The following is a 13,022-nucleotide window of genomic DNA, read 5'->3' as shown; positions in this document are numbered from 1 at the left end:
CGCACCAGACCGTAAGAAATTACGGTCACGGTGCGGGGCTTTTTCGCGTTGTGGCAGTATCGGCCCATGGAACACGTCATACGCCCTGTCCGCGCCGATGAGTGGCGCAAGGTCAAAGAGCTGCGGCTCGCATCGCTCGCCGATCCCGTCGCCCCGGTCGCGTTTCTCGACACCCTGGAAACCGCCTCTGCGCAGCCCGATGAGTTCTGGCAGGAGCGGGCCAGGAACGCGCAGGGCCCGTCCGTGCGGCAGTTCGTCGCCGAGGGCCCGGACGGCACATGGGCCGGCAATGTGGTGGTGATAGCCGAGACCGAGGGTGCCGATGATGTCTTCGGGAACCGGATCGACTCGTCCCAGGCGCACATCGTGGGGGTCTTCGTACGGCCCGAACACCGTGGCACCGGGCTGACCGAGCGGCTCTTCGCGGCCGCGCTCGCCTGGGCCTGGGCGCTGGAGGAGCCGCGGGTGAACCGGGTCCGCCTCCTGGTGCACGAGGACAATCCGCGGGCTCGGGGCTTCTACCGGAAGGCCGGCTTCGTGCTCACGGGGTTCACGGCGCTGCTGACCGATGACGGCGGGCGTGACCTTGAGATGGAGATTCCCAGGCCGTAGCGCCGGCTACGTCAGGGCCTCGGTCCAGCGGGATCGGGCCTGTTCGGGGGAGCGGAGCAGGACCAGGAGCGGGAGGTCCTGGCCCTGACCGGTCGACAGCAGCTCCGGTAGCCGGGGAAGCGGAGCCACGGCCGCGACGTCGTCCAGGACGAGCGTCATTGGTGGGTCGAGGCGACCGTCAGATGACCGTTCGGCCATGCGGCGGCCGCGCTCGACCACGTCTGAGGCGAGTGCCGTCAGGAGCGGCATCGCGGCGGGGTCGGACCGGGGATCCTCGATCGCTTCCCCCACCACATAAAGGGTGCCCCCTTCGTTCGCGAATGATTCCAGAGCGAGCGAATCCGCTCGGTTTGGTGTGCAGGCGTCCCGGATGTGGATGGACGAGAGGCAGGCCAGGGCTCGGGCCGTCAACTGCTGGGCGATTTCCCGGCGTTCGGGGTAGGCCGTGAGCGCCGATTCCAGGAGGCCCGCGCTGCCGCTCTGCGCCTTGGGATGCGTGCGCAGGATCCGTACGGCCTCGTGGGCGGCCGTTCCCTGGGCCCAGCGGTGCAGTTGCTTCGTCGCTCGGCCGTCGCGGCTCTCCAGGGCGGCTGCGTGCAGCCAGCAGCGCAGCAGGGTCTCCGCGGTGTCCGCCATGGCGGCGTCCATGCGGGCCTGGGGGCGTACGGGGGCGAGGAGGGCGGCGGCCCGTGCCGCGGCGGTGTCCGGGTCCTCGCAGTCGGCGGTCGGGGACCAGTGGAGTCGGGCGGGGGTGTCACAGCGGTGGGTCGGGTCGTAGACGTGGACCGGGCCGAGCTTGGCGCGGGCGTCCTTGGTCTCGGCCCACAGGGTGGGGTCCGAGGTGACGACGAGGGCTGCGCCCTCCGCGTCCTGGATCGCCTGGAGGGCGCGGGGCCTCCGGGTCTCCGGGGGGCCGAAGTGGAGCCGGGGGTGCGGCTGTTCGGCCCGGGGGGTGGGGAACTGTTCCACCGCGCTCGACCGGGTGGGCACGGTCCATGCCGGGGGGCTGGGCTCGGGAACCGCGGGGGCCGCCGGCGCGTGGGCGGGCTCGATGGGCTGCTCGGGGCCGGAGGCCGGCGGCTCGGCGGGGCCGCCGGCGGGTACCGGGGCTCCGGCGACGGGAGCGATGGGGAACCCGGCGGCGGGAGCGGGCGCCGCCTCAACGACCGCTGGTGCCGGGTGGGGGGACTGGGCGGAGGGGGCCGCCGCGGGTGCCGCGTGCTGTCTCGCTCTCGCTCGTACCGCTCGCCAGCGCGTGAACGTCCCCAGCATGAAGATGGTCAGGACGATCAGGACCAGGAGTTCGCCGATCAGGAGGCCCCAGAAGAGACCGTAGCCCGGGAGGGCCGGGGGCGGGGTGTCCGGCCAGGCGGTGGTGAGGTCCTGGGGGGCCGTGATCAGGGATCTCAGGGCCATCGGGCTGTGCGTGAACGATACGCCTGGGGGCCAGGACCCATGGGTGAACAGGCCGGCCAGGCCCGTCGCCGTCCACACCAGGACCGTCAGGCCGAGCAGGAAGGCCAGGAGGCCGACCAGGAGGGAATCGGGGATGCCTCGCTGGTCGCCTCTCGGGGTGCCGGTTCCGCTCACTTCAGGCCACCGTGGACTCGGGTGAGTCGGATGCGGACAGTTGTTGTTCGATCATCGCTGCCCGGCGTTCCGTCTCGGATTCGAGTTGGGAGTCCAGCTCCGAGGCCAGGATGTCGTCCGTTGCCGCGGACTCAGTCATCGCGCGGTCGGTGAAGACCAGGGGGCGTTCGCGTTCCGTGATCAGGTGCTTGACCACCTGGACGTTGCCGTTCACGTCCCATACCGCGATGCCCGGGGTGAGGGTCGGGATGATCTCCACGGCCCAGCGCGGCAGGCCCAGGACCCGGCCCGTCGCCCGTGCCTCGTCGGCCTTCTGCGCGTAGATCGTCCTCGTCGAGGCCATCTTCAGGATGGCGGCCGCCTCCCTGGCCGCGGCTCCGTCCACGACGTCGGACAGGTGGTGGACGACCGCCACGAAGGACAGGCCGAGGCGCCGGCCGAACTTCAGCAGGCGCTGGAAGAGTTGGGCCACGAACGGGCTGTTGATGATGTGCCAGGCCTCCTCGACCAGGAAGATGCGCTTCTTCCGGTCGGGGCGGATCCAGGTGTGCTCCAGCCAGACGCCGACGATCGCCATCAGGATCGGCATCGCGATCGAGTTGCGGTCGATGTGCGAGAGGTCGAAGACGATCAGGGGGGCGTCCAGGTCGATGCCGATGGTCGTCGGGCCGTCGAACATGCCGCGCAGGTCGCCGTCGACCAGGCGGTCGAGGACCAGGGCGACGTCCAGGCCCCAGGCGCGTACATCTTCTATGTCGACGTTCATCGCCTCGGCCGACTCGGCCTCCGGGTGGCGCAGTTGCTCGACGATGTCGGTCAGGACCGGCTGGCGGTCCGTGATGGTGGTGTTGACGTACGCGTGCGCCACCTTGAGGGCGAAGCCCGAGCGTTCGTCCAGGCCGTGCCCCATCGCCACTTCGATGATCGTGCGGAGCAGGGCGAGCTGGCCGGTCGTGGTGATCGCCGGGTCCAGGGGGTTGAGCCGGATGCCGCCGTCCATCGCGGTCATCGGGTCGAGCCGGATGGGGGTTATCCCCAGCTCGCGCGCGATGAGGTTCCACTCGCCGACGCCGTCCTCGCCCTGTGCGTCAAGGACGACGACCTGGCGGTCGCGGAACCTCAACTGCCGCAGTACGTACGTCTTTTCAAGCGCCGACTTGCCGTTGCCGGACTCGCCGAGGACCAGCCAGTGCGGGGCCGGGAGCTGCTGTCCGTACAACTGGAAGGGGTCGTAGATGTAGCCCTTGCCGCTGTACACCTCGCGCCCGATGATCACGCCGGAGTCGCCGAGGCCGGGGGCGGCCGTCGGCAGGTAGACGGCCTGGGCCTGGCCCGTGGAGGTGCGGACGGGGAGCCGGGTGGTCTCCACCTTGCCGAACAGCAGGGAGGTGAAGGCGTCCGAGACGAGAGACAGCGGATCTCGCATGGCGGGTACTGCCTCTCAACTAGCGGCGGATTCCGGTCGCGAACGGCAGGGTGTTGACGAAGGCGCGGTGGTGCTCGCGGTCGCACCACTCCAGCTTCAGATACGACTTGCCGGCGGAGGCTCTGATGGTCCGCTTGTCGCGGGCGAGGGCCTCCGGAGAGCGCGAGGACACCGTGATGTAGCCGACCAGGTTGACGCCGGCGGCGCCGCTCGCGAGGTCCTCGCCGCGCTGGTCGAGACGGCCGTGGGCGGCGATGTCGCGCGGGTCGACGGTGCGGTTCATCTTGGCGGCGCGGGACGCCTCCGCCTCGTCGTTGGTCTTCTCCGTGAGCATGCGCTCGATCGCGACCTCGGTCGGCTCCAGGTCCATGCAGACGGCGACCGTACGGATCACGTCCGGGGTGTGGACGAGCAGCGGGGCGAGGAAGTTGACGCCGACCGGGGTCATCGGCCACTCCTTCACCCAGGCCGTGGCGTGGCACCAGGGCGCCCGCGTCGAGGACTCGCGGGTCTTGGCCTGGAGGTAGGTGGGCTCCACCGCGTCGAGCTCGGCCGGCCAGGCGTTGCGCTTGGTCATGGCCTGGATGTGGTCGATGGGGTGGTCCGGGTCGTACATGGAGTGCACGAGCGAGGCGAGCCGGCTCTGGCCGAGCGGCTGGCGTACGCGGATGTCGGCCTCGGCCAACCGGGCGCAGATGTCGGTGAGTTCACGTGCCATGACGACGGCGAGGCCGGCGTCGCGGTCGAGCTTGCGGCCGTGCGGGTTGGCGGCGCGGGCCATCGCGTTGGCCTCGGCGGCCAGCTCACGGCTGTACTGCATGCAGGCCACGAGGTAGGCGCGGTGCTGCTCGCTGGAGGTGGACACCATCGACTGGAGCTGCTCGTAGGAGTCCTGGAGCCAACCGGGGGCCTTGGTGTCGCCGCGCTGGGCGACGTCCTTGGCGTGCGCGTCGGGGTCGGCGGGGAGGGTGCGGGCCAGCATCTGAAGCCGCGTCACAAAGCCGTCGCCGTTGGCGACATGCTTGAGCAGCGTGCCGAAGCGGTCGACGAGGGCCTCCTGGTCCTCGCTGTCGCGCAGGCCTACGCCGGGGCCCTCGATCTCGATGGCGGCGGTGACGGTACGGCGGTCCGCGTGCAGCAGGACCGCGATCTCGTCGGGGCCGAAGGGGGCGGCGAGCCAGCTGACGTGGCCGATGCCGGGCGGCGGTCCCACCTCGACCTCGCGCCCGTCGAGCCGTACGCCGGCCTCGGCCGCGCCCGAGCGGAAGGCGGTGCCGCGGCGCAGCGAACGCTTGTAACTGCGGTTGATCTCGAACCACTTGTAGAACGTGCGGTGCTTGTACGGCAGGTACACCGCCGCGAGCGCCAGGAACGGGAAGCCCATCAGAAGCACGATCCGCAGGGACAGGACGGGGACCAGGAGCCCGCACATCATGCCGAGGAACGCGCCGCCGATGATCAGTACGATCTCGCCGGTCTCGCGGTTCTTGCCGACGACGGCCGACGGCCGGGCGCGGCCGATCAGATACGTACGGCGGGGCGCGACCGGTTGGGACTGGGTCGTCAACGCCCTCCACCTCCAGTGTTCTTGTTGCCTGCGGTGCCGCCGGAATTACGGCGGTGGGTGTGCGGCGTGCCGGACGTCGGGCCGGAGCCGCTGCGCGGCGGAGGTGCGGCGGAGGGGACAGTTCCGCCGCCGACTCCGCCGCCGGAGCCCCGGCTGCTGTGGGCGGCCACGCCACCGGACATGGGGTTGGCGGGGCGGGCCTGGGTGGCGCCGCCCCCCTGGTTGCCACGGCCGCTGTGGGTCTTGATGCCCTGCGAGACGAGGGCTGCGGGCGAGGAGATGAGGGCGGCGGCCTGGGAGCCGTCGGTGGCCTGCTTGCGGTTGGTGCGGGCGGAGGCGATCTCGTCGCCGAAGCCGGGCACGAAGCGGTAGATCATCGCCGAGGCGAAGATCGCGAGCAGGATGATGGCGAGGCCGGAGACGACGGCCGAGAAGGAGTCGGGTCCCTTGCCGGAGGAGAGCGCTCCGGCGAGCCCGAGCACGATCACGATGACGGGTTTCACCATGATCACGGCGATCATGATGCCCGCCCAGCGGCGTACGTGGCCCCACATGTTCTTGTCGACGAGCCCCGCGTACACGACCGTGCCGAGCAGCGCGCCGACGTACAACAGGGCCGCGCGGATGACCAGTTCGAGGAAGAGGACGCCCGCGGCGAGGATCGAGACGAGGGCGACGACGATCAGCATGATCGGGCCGCCGCCGATGTCCGTGCCCTTCTTGAGCGCGGCCGAGAACGAGCCGAAGAACACGTCCGACTGGTTGCCGGTCGCGTTGGCGATGGCCTCGGTGACGGCGTCCGTCGCGGATACGACGGTGTAGAGGATCAGCGGGGTGAACGCGGAGGCGAGCACGGTGAGCCAGAGGAAGCCGACGGCCTCCGAGATCGCCGTCGACAGCGGCACCCCGCGGATGGCCCGCTTGGCGACGGCCAGGAGCCACAGGACGAGGGTGAGGAAGGTGGCGGCGGCGAAGACGACGGCGTACTGGGTGCGGAAGCTGGGGTTGGTGAAGTCGACGGTGGCGGTCGACTTCACCGCGTCGGAGAGCTTGCCGACGATCCAGGCGGCGGCGTCGGCGCAGCCCTTTGCGAGGGAGGTCAGGGGGTCGGAGGCGGCGCCGTCGCCGGGGGGCGGGGTGCTGCTTTTGCTGCCGCCGGATTGGCAGTAGTCCCGGGCGGGGCCGCGGATGAGGTCGCAGGCGTTGTTGCTCGGGCTCGGGCTCGGGCTGGCGCCCGGAGACCCGCCGGGCGTGGGGGTGGGCGCGGAGTACGCCCTGCTCGCGAGCAGGATGGCCGCGGTCTGTACGGCGGTGAACGCGGCGGCGACGGAAAAGGCGCGGCGATGCGGCTTACCGGGCATACGTGAACCCTCCGAACTGCTCCACCGCGTCGGTCATGTCCTTGGCGGGAGCGGCGGCCTGGTCACGGCCGACGGGTGCCGGGCCGTCCTTCTGCGTGAAGTCGGTGATCTTCCAGTCCCCGCCGGTCCACTTGAGCTGGAACGTGTTGGTGAACCAGCTCTCGGAGACCGGGTTCTTGGAGCCCTCGCCGGCCAGACCGAAGAGAGCGGAGTACCAGACGGACACGCTCGCCGTGTTGCCGTCGAACTTGTCCGCCTTGGCGCCGACCGGGTTGAACCGGGAAATGAAGGTCTGGCCCGAAGGCGCCGTACCGTCGGCATTGAGGCCGATGCGGGTCAGGAAGTCCTTCCCGGAGTAAACCTTGTCGAGGTCTCCTTGCCGGGCCGCGGCGATGTCGGGGGCATACACCGTGTTCACGATCTCGTGCCGGCGGCTGGTGCTGTACATGCCGTCGGAGCCGAGGGCCACCAGATAGTTGACCGCAGCCGACTGCGCCCCCTGCTCATCGTGGGCGAACCCCGACGCGATCCCCCCCTGCTTCCCCCCCACCGGCTTCGTCCCCGTCGCCGCCGTCGGCTCGGCCGCGCCGGGCTTGGCCGTGTCGGGGGTGGTGGCGGAGCCGTCGCCGCCCCGGTTGGCGAAGGCGATCGCGGCCACGAGCAGGACCACGACGCCGACCACCATCACGAGTGAGCGCGAGGTGCGCTGGGGGCGGCGGGCGCCGCCGTAGACGTCGCCGGTCGTCTCCGGCATGCGCGTACGGGTCTGCCGGGTGCCGCCGAGCGTGCTGAAGCGGTCGTCGCCGCGGCCGGGGTCGCCCCCGACGTGGCCCGGCTCGTCGTCGAAACTCATGCCTGCGCCCCCTCGGCCGTGTACGAATCCGCGTAGTACGACGGTAGCCGTGCTGGTTGCCGCGCGGGCGCGGTGTGGTGACTCGACATCAGGGAGACGCAACCTCTGCCGGTGGGCACGACGGACGGATGGTGTGAGGGGGACGGGAGGGGTGACAGGACGCCTGACGGGAGGTCAGACGGCCATCCCGTAAACGATGGTGAAGAGCGTGCCCAGGGAGCCGATGATGAAGACTCCGGTCAGGCCGGCCACGATCAGGCCCTTGCCCTGTTCGGCGCTGAAGGTGTCGCGCAGCGCCGTCGCTCCGATCCGCTGCTTGGCCGCACCCCATACCGCGATGCCGAGGCAGAGGAGGATGGCGACCGCCATCACCACCTCCACCATGATGCGGGCCTCGTTGCCGAGCGTCCCGAACGGCCCCCAGTTGGGGGCGATTCCGCCGATGATGGTGGTGATGTCGCCTTTTCCGGCTGCCAGGTACATGTAACTCACCGCCCCTGTCGGGTAGTTCGATGCCCCTGCCCCATGGCATGGGTCAGGTTCTATCTTCGCTGATGAAACCGGCGGAGTAGGACGCCTTGGCGCCTCTCTTTACCCGCCCCCGCACACATGTGCCCGTAGAACCGCCCTGACCTGCGGTGAATCGGTTGTATGCGAAAACGCGTATGGTCACTCTGTGTATCACGCAGGGTGACTCCGGGCAATGACTGTCGTTGTTACACCCTTGGGCCGCTTGTCGTGTCGGCGGCCGACGGCGCAGGTCGGAGCGACGGGCCGTTCATAGAAACTTTTCAGAAAAGGTTCATGGTCGCTCTCAGCCGGGGCAGCGAGAGTTTGAGTGTTCGCAGTCAGCAAGCACGCCCGCCGACCTCCAGGAGACGCACCGTATGAAGCGCACTGGCATCTTCGGGACGAGATTCGCGACCGGTCGCGGACGGTTCGGCGCGCTGTCCGCCGCGGCCGTGCTCCTCGTCATACCGGCGCTGGGGGCCAGTGACGCGGGGGCGGCCGGCCGGACCACGACGGCGCCGGCCAGCGCCGAGAACGCCCGGGTGGGGGCGCTGTTCAAGGGGGGCCTGGACGACGGGCACTACTGCACCGCGTCGGTGGTGCAGAGCTCGGGCCACGACGTCATCGTCACCGCCGCGCACTGTCTGACCGCGGACGAGTCGGAGGACGGCAAGGCGGTGTTCGCGCCCGCCTACCGCGACGGCTCCGCGCCCTACGGCACGTGGCCGGTGGAGTCGGTGTACGAGGAGGACAGCTGGACCGAGGACGGCGACCAGGACAGCGACGTCGCCTTCGCGGTCCTCGGGCCGGGCTCGCAGGGGGGCAAGCAGATCGAGGACGTGGTGGGCGCCGCCCCGCTGTTCGCGGGCCGGGCCACCGGGGAGTCCGCGACGCTGACCGGATACCCGTCCGACACCGAGGTCCCGCAGGTCTGCGCGAACACGGCCGTCGCGTACGGGGACACCCAGCAGCGCATCGAGTGCCCCGACTTCCCGGGCGGCACCAGCGGCAGCCCGTGGGTCGTCGAGGGCGGGGCGGTGGCGGGGGTGATCGGCGGCTACCAGTTCGGCGGGGACGACCCCGACGTCTCCTACAGCATCGTCTTCGGGCCGAAGGTCAAGTCCCTGTACCAGCTGGCGAACACCGCGGGCACGCCGAAGCCGGCGGCTCCGACGGCGTCCCCGACCCCGGCCGCGCCGGCCCCTTCCGCGACCCCGGCGGCCAAGGCACCCGCTGCCGCCGAGCCCGCCCCCGCGTCCTCCGGCGCCAAGTCCGCCCCCGAGGCGTGGACCGGTCAGGTCCTGCGGCTGCTCACCGCCTTGATTCCCTGGAGCTGAGACCGGGGCGGACTGCGCGACGGTCGGTCACGGTCCTTTCCGAACACTCCCGCAGCGCCTGCACGGTGACGTACCGTCATATGGAGGCCAGTGGATCACGGGAGCGGTGGCGGTTCGGGTTCCTGGCCGAATGAGCGAGGGTCCGACACGAGTGCGGGCGAAGTGGCGGTGAACCGCGCCTCGATGGGGGAGGGTTGAGGGGTGCGCAGAGTCTGGGTGGTCGGCGGGATCGGGTTCGGGGTGTGCCTGAGCTTCGTCGCGCTGCTCGTCGTCGGTACGTACTCGGCCGCCGCCGGGCTCGCTTCCCGGGCGGGCGGTGCCATCGGCCTCGCCAAGGGAGCCGTGCCCGCGCTCTACCAGCCGCTCGTGCAGAAGTGGGGCGACTACTGCCCCAGCCTCAACCCGGCGATGCTCGCCGCCCAGCTCTACTCGGAGAGCGGCTGGAAGACGACCGCGGTCAGCCCGGTCAACGCGCAGGGCATCGCCCAGTTCATGCCCGCCACCTGGGCGAGCCACGGCATCGACGGCAACGGCGACGGCAAACGGGACATCTGGGACCCGGCCGATGCCATTCCGTCAGCGGCGTCCTATGACTGCGAATTGGCCAAATACGTCAAGGACGTACCCGGCGACGCGAGCGACAACATGCTGGCGGCGTACAACGCGGGCGCGTACGCGGTCATCAAGTACCAGGGTGTTCCGCCGTACAAGGAGACCCAGGGCTATGTGAAGACCATCCGTTCCCTGGAGAAGAGCTTCGCCGCGCCCGTCGGCCGGGTGCAGCCCTCGCAGCAGGCGGCCGGGGCGATCTACTACGCACAGCAGAAGCTCGGCACGCCCTACCTCTGGGGCGGGGAGGGGACGCCCGAGCAAGGGGGGCGTTTCGACTGCTCGGGGCTTACGCAGGCCGCGTACCAGAGCGTCGGGATCACGCTGCCGCGCGTCGCCAACGACCAGTACAACGCCGGCCCGCACCCCGCCCGCAACGAGCTGCTCCCCGGTGACCTGGTGTTCTTCTCGACCGACCTCGGCAATTCGCGGGCCATCCATCACGTGGGGCTCTACGTGGGCGGCGGGTACATGATCAACGCCCCGTACACCGGTGCCGTCATCCGCTTCGACAAGATCGACGCACCCGACTACTTCGGCGCGACCCGGGTCACCAAGGACGGCGCGGCGGCGCTGCCCACGCCCCAACCGGGGTCCTGAACAAGGCCCTTCGGTGGCTGGAACTCTCCGTGAAGCCATGGCCCTGAGCTGGGGCTATTCGTCTCTCTTCGATAACGTCGAGGTGATCATTCAGTGGAGAGTGGAACGCGGCCGCCGTGGAAGGCGTTCCCTGGACAGTGACTGATGTACGTACTGACCACGGGGGTTGGTAGCAGGACGGATCAAGGCAAGGGGCCGCAGCATGGCTGGACTCGCATTCGACGGAGCGAATCCCGATGTCAGCCTGCTCTACGACATCAACGGACTCGCCAAGGACGCCCCCTCCTGGCTCGACCGGACCATGGCCTTCGTCGGGGAGTACGGGATCCTGCTCGGCCTCGTGCTCGTCGTGCTGTGGTGCTGGTGGAGCGTGCGGCGCGCGGCGGACCGGCAGGCGGCGGTCGCGTCCGTCGCCGGGATCGTGTGGGCGCCGCTGGCCGCCGGGATCGCCGTCCTGGTCAACATCCCGATCCGCGGCTTCGTGCAGCGGCCCCGGCCCTTCCTGGACCACAAGGGACTCGATGTCCTGGTCGGCGGCAAGAGCGACTTCTCGTTCGTCAGCGACCACGCCACCCTCGCCATGGCGCTCGGCGCCGGACTGTTCGTCGCCAACCGGAAGTTCGGCCTGATCGCGCTCGGCCTCGCCCTGCTCGAAGGGTTCTGCCGGATCTACCTGGGCGTGCACTACCCGACGGACGTCGTCGGCGGCTTCGCGCTCGGCACGGCGGTCACGCTGCTGCTCGCCCCGCTCGCCCAGCTGCTGCTCACCCCGGTCGTCGCGGCCGTGGCGCGTTCGCCGCGGCTCGGCCTCCTGGTGCATTCGCGCAGGGTCCTGACGGTGGTTCCGGCCGCGCCCGGCGGAGCGGTCGAGCGCTCCGGCCCCGAGGAGCGCGATCTCGCGGCCTGACGGGCCGGCCCGGTCGTCGGAGTGCCTGCCGAAGGCCGGTCCACGTGCCGCCGGTCACAGTGCCTGGGGGAAGTCGAAGAGCCGGTTCGGGTCGTACTGCTTCTTCAGTGCGGCCAGGCGCGGCGCAGCCGAGCCGTAGTAGGCCGTACGCCAGTCGGTGAGCGAGGCGTCGGGGTAGTTCTGGTAGGCCGCGCCCGAGGCGTACGGGCGCATCGCGTCGTGCGTGCGCGTCAGCCAGGACTGCTGGGTCGCACCGGAAGTGCCGGGCCGCCACGAGGCGATGTACTGGGCGAGCACCCGTGAGGTGCGGTGCACGAACGCGGTGGCGCCGGGGTCGACCCGGTTGATCGCGCCGCCGAGCGCGGTGAGCACGACCGTCCCGGCGCCCCCGTTGTCGGCGGCCGGGATGCGGGTGAACTGCTCGGCGCCGGTGAGGAGTTGGCGTACTCCCGACGTCGGTATCGCCTTGGTGTAGAAGTCGGACTTCGCGGCGTACGTCTCGCGCTGGAGGACGCCCTGCGGGCTGCGGCCCGGGGTCCGGCCGGGCAGGTGGCACTGGGCCTGGCTGAAGGTGGCACACCCGCCGTAGAGCAGCATCGCGTCCTGGAACCCGGTGCGGTGCAGGGACACCGAGGAGGCGGAGGCGCCCGCCCGGTCGGCGAGGCGGTCCAGGGCGTTCTGCAGCTCGCCGTACGAGCCGAGGGAGAACGCGGAGACGGTCAGCGTCGGGTTGCCGCCGCCGGCGCCGCCCGCCAGATGCGCGGCGGACCAGATCTCGTCGGCCTGGTCGGGCCCCCACTCCTGCCAGGCCTCGATCACCGCCTGCGCCTGGCGCCAGGGCCAGGTGAGATAGGCGGTGACGCCCTGCGGGGCCTCGTGCGTACGGAAGGTGAGTCCGGTGACCACGCCGAAGTTGCCGTTGCCCGCGCCGCGCAGGGCCCAGAACAGATCGGGGTTCTGCTTCTCGCTCGCCGTCAGTTTCCGGCCATCGGCGGTGACAAGGCTCACGGAGGTCAGGCTGTCGCAGGCCAGCCCGTAGGCGCGGGCCGTGACGCCGTGGCCGCCGCCCAGGGTCAGGCCCGAGACGCCGACCGTGGGGCAGGAGCCGCCCGGGATGGTGCGACCGCTCTCGGCGAGTCCGGTGTAGACGTCGAGGAGGCGGGCGCCCGCGCCGATGCCGCCGTCGGCGGACACGCTGTTCAGCCGCGATACGTCGATGACCAGGCGGCCCGTCCCCGAGGACCGGCCGGCGTAGTCGTGGCCGCCGCTGCGGACGGATATCGGGGCGTGGTGGGCGCGGGCGTAGGCGAGGCACTCCTGGACGTCGGCCTCGTGCGCCACGTACGCCACGGCGTCCGGTTTCTGGTCGTCGAAGCGGGTGTTGTAGAGCTGGCGGGCGGCGGCGTAGTCGGCGTCGTCGGGACGGACGAGCTTGCCCTCCAGGGAGTGCGCCAGCGCGTTCCAGTCCGCCGGGGCCGAGGCGCTCGGTGCGGGGGTGCGGCTCGCGGTGCCGGTGGGCGGCGGTGTGGCCGTGCCGGTCGGCGCGGGGGCCGGGTGCGCGGTGCTGCCGCAGCCGGCGGCGGCGAGGGCGGCGGTGCCGGTGGCGGCGGTGAGGAGGGTGCGGCGGCGCATGGGGGCTCCCGGGGGCGT

The 13,022-nt window shown here is 70.9% G+C and carries 11 protein-coding genes; 4 read left to right on the top strand and 7 right to left on the bottom strand.

Features of this window, described 5'->3' with window-relative positions; translation table 11 throughout:
* Window positions 1–66: 66 nt before the first annotated feature.
* On the top strand, window positions 67–612 hold the full coding sequence (locus tag CG740_RS26915) for a GNAT family N-acetyltransferase (RefSeq protein WP_100577842.1): 546 nt from the start codon (window positions 67–69) through the stop codon (window positions 610–612).
* Between the two features lie 6 nt (window positions 613–618).
* On the opposite strand, the gene CG740_RS26910 is transcribed toward CG740_RS26915, so the two are convergent.
* The 6 genes from CG740_RS26910 to CG740_RS26885 all read right to left on the bottom strand — a co-directional run bounded on the left by CG740_RS26910 (window position 619) and on the right by CG740_RS26885 (window position 7,892).
* Window positions 619–2,202 carry a type IV secretory system conjugative DNA transfer family protein gene (locus CG740_RS26910; RefSeq protein WP_100577841.1) on the bottom strand — a complete coding sequence of 528 codons (1,584 nt, stop codon included), beginning with the start codon at window positions 2,200–2,202 and terminating at the stop codon, window positions 619–621.
* Window position 2,203: 1 nt separating this feature from the next.
* On the bottom strand, window positions 2,204–3,628 hold the full coding sequence (locus CG740_RS26905) for an ATP-binding protein (protein WP_100577840.1): 1,425 nt from the start codon (window positions 3,626–3,628) through the stop codon (window positions 2,204–2,206).
* Window positions 3,629–3,647: 19 nt separating this feature from the next.
* Window positions 3,648–5,195 carry an SCO6880 family protein gene (locus tag CG740_RS26900; protein ID WP_100577839.1) on the bottom strand — a complete coding sequence of 516 codons (1,548 nt, stop codon included), beginning with the start codon at window positions 5,193–5,195 and terminating at the stop codon, window positions 3,648–3,650.
* Entirely contained in the window at window positions 5,192–6,556 is a 1,365-nt protein-coding gene (locus CG740_RS26895) for a hypothetical protein (RefSeq protein WP_100577838.1), read from the bottom strand. Before CG740_RS26895 ends, CG740_RS26900 begins: the two co-directional genes overlap by 4 nt.
* On the bottom strand, window positions 6,546–7,409 hold the full coding sequence (locus CG740_RS26890) for a hypothetical protein (RefSeq protein WP_100577837.1): 864 nt from the start codon (window positions 7,407–7,409) through the stop codon (window positions 6,546–6,548). Before CG740_RS26890 ends, CG740_RS26895 begins: the two co-directional genes overlap by 11 nt.
* Window positions 7,410–7,583: 174 nt before the next feature.
* Window positions 7,584–7,892, bottom strand: coding sequence for a hypothetical protein (locus CG740_RS26885; RefSeq protein ID WP_053729027.1), 309 nt, complete (start codon window positions 7,890–7,892; stop codon window positions 7,584–7,586).
* Between the two features lie 404 nt (window positions 7,893–8,296).
* Here CG740_RS26885 and CG740_RS26880 point away from each other — a divergent pair, with 404 nt between their 5' ends.
* The 3 genes from CG740_RS26880 (at window position 8,297) to CG740_RS26870 (ending at window position 11,372) form a co-directional block, all read left to right on the top strand.
* The gene (locus CG740_RS26880; protein ID WP_100577836.1) at window positions 8,297–9,256 is read left to right on the top strand and encodes a trypsin-like serine peptidase; all 960 of its coding nucleotides are present in this window, start codon (window positions 8,297–8,299) and stop codon (window positions 9,254–9,256) included.
* Window positions 9,257–9,457: 201 nt separating this feature from the next.
* Complete coding sequence (locus tag CG740_RS26875; RefSeq protein WP_199846581.1) at window positions 9,458–10,465, top strand: C40 family peptidase; 1,008 nt, start codon at window positions 9,458–9,460, stop codon at window positions 10,463–10,465.
* A gap of 202 nt (window positions 10,466–10,667) precedes the next feature.
* Window positions 10,668–11,372 (top strand): phosphatase PAP2 family protein, encoded by a 705-nt coding sequence (locus CG740_RS26870; RefSeq protein WP_100577834.1) that lies wholly within the window; start codon window positions 10,668–10,670, stop codon window positions 11,370–11,372.
* Between the two features lie 54 nt (window positions 11,373–11,426).
* Here CG740_RS26870 and CG740_RS26865 read toward each other — a convergent pair whose 3' ends face one another.
* Complete coding sequence (locus CG740_RS26865; RefSeq protein ID WP_100577833.1) at window positions 11,427–13,004, bottom strand: FAD-binding oxidoreductase; 1,578 nt, start codon at window positions 13,002–13,004, stop codon at window positions 11,427–11,429.
* Between the last annotated feature and the right edge of the window lie 18 nt (window positions 13,005–13,022).

The organism is Streptomyces sp. CB01201 (assembly GCF_002803085.1).
Classification (GTDB): Bacteria; Actinomycetota; Actinomycetes; order Streptomycetales; family Streptomycetaceae; genus Streptomyces; species Streptomyces hundungensis.
The sequence above is the reverse complement of the archived record's forward strand: the minus strand, read 5'-3'. Positions and strand labels throughout refer to the sequence as shown.